Annotated in this window: 1 protein-coding gene; it reads right to left on the reverse strand. The window is 70.5% G+C overall.

Annotated elements, in window-relative coordinates; genetic code table 11:
- Positions 1-22: 22 nt before the first annotated feature.
- Complete coding sequence (locus ABD223_RS43250; protein ID WP_344044169.1) at positions 23-1,228, reverse strand: IS110 family RNA-guided transposase; 1,206 nt, start codon at positions 1,226-1,228, stop codon at positions 23-25.
- Positions 1,229-1,460: the final 232 nt, after the last annotated feature.

Here is a 1,460-nt window from a genome sequence, read left to right on the forward strand (position 1 = left end):
GGGGGGTGTCCCTATGTGGTTGTCAAGCCGCAGCCGGCGTGGGAGCGGTGTCGGGGTGTCGGTAGTGGGTCTTGGTGCGGAGCATGGCGAACAGGACGTCGCAGCGTCGTCGGGCCAGGCAGATCAGTGCGGCGTTGTGTTTCTTCCCCTGGTCGCGTTTGCGCTGGTAGTAGGCCCTGCTGGTCGGATCGGAGAGGGCCGCGAACGCGGCGAGGAAGAACGCCCGTTTGAGTTTGCGGTTGCCGGTCCGGGCCGGATGCTCGCCTTTGATCGACGAGCCGGAGCGTCGGGTGACCGGGGCGATGCCGGCGTAGGCGGCCAGGTGGGCGGAGCTGGCGAAGCCGGAGGCGTCGCCGACCTCGAGCAGGATGCGGGCTGCGGTCCTGACCCCGATGCCGGGCATCGAGATCAGGACCGGGGCGAGAGGGTGCGCATCAAGCATCCCCTCGACCTCGTCGGCGACGCTTCTGCGTTGGTGCAGCACGGTCTTGAGGCTGTCGGCAAGTCTGGGCAGCACGGTGTCGGCGGCCGTGGTGCCGGGAACGGTCACGGTCTGTTCGTCCAGGGCGGTCCAGATCTGCTCGACCAGCCTGTCGCCCATGCGGGGTGCGTGGGCAGTGGCGATCGCGGCGACTTTGCGTCGTCCGGCTTTGCGGATGCCGGCGGGGCCGCCGCAGCGGGACAGGATCTCCAGCACCGCAGCGTGCGTGATCCGTGGCCCGAGGGCGCGTTCGAGGGCGGGGTGGATGCCGGTGAGCAGGCCGCGGATGCGGTTGGAGATGCGGGTGGCCTCGGCGGCCAGGTCGTCGTCGAAGCCGACCAGCACGCCCAACTCGGCGAGGGTGTCGTCGCCGGTGTCGACCGCGCGGAGCGTGTGGGGCAGGGTGCGGGCGGCGTCGGCGATGACGTGGGCGTCGCGGGCGTCGGTCTTGGCGTTGCCGGGGTAGAGGTCGGCGATGCGGCGCATGGCCAGGCCGGGCAGGTAGGCGACCTGGTGACCGGCCGCGCGGGCGACCGCGACCGGCAGGGCGCCGATGGTGGCGGGCTGGTCGACCACGACCAGCACCGTCCCGTGGCGGGCGAGCTTGTCGAACACCGCCCGCAGCTTGGGCTCGCTGTTGGGCAACGGTGCGTCGTGCAGTCGCTTTCCGGTGGCGTCCAGGGCGACGGCGTGGTGTTCGCCCTTGCCGACGTCCAGGCCGAGGAACACCTGGTAGCCGCTGGTCATGCTGGGTGTCTTCCGTCTCGTGCCGGGTGGTCGCAGGTCGGGCATCGTCGGCCGGCAGCCACGTTACGACGAGACCTGCCCATAGGCGGCCGTGTCCCTATCAGCGGTCCGGCGATGCCACCGGGTCCGGTGACACCACCCCCCGGATCATGCCTTCGACTGGGGGCGTAAGTCATGCCGGACCCGGCGACCACAGCTCCTTGATCAGGAACCACGAAGAAGGTAACGGGGG

Source organism: Saccharothrix xinjiangensis (assembly GCF_039527585.1).
Classification (GTDB): Bacteria; Actinomycetota; Actinomycetes; order Mycobacteriales; family Pseudonocardiaceae; genus Actinosynnema; species Actinosynnema xinjiangensis.

Excerpts from the sequence above, each read along its gene's own strand:
- ABD223_RS43250 (WP_344044169.1), bottom strand. The coding sequence starts at position 1,228 with ATGACCAGCGGCTACCAGGTGTTCCTCGGCCTGGACGTCGGCAAGGGC.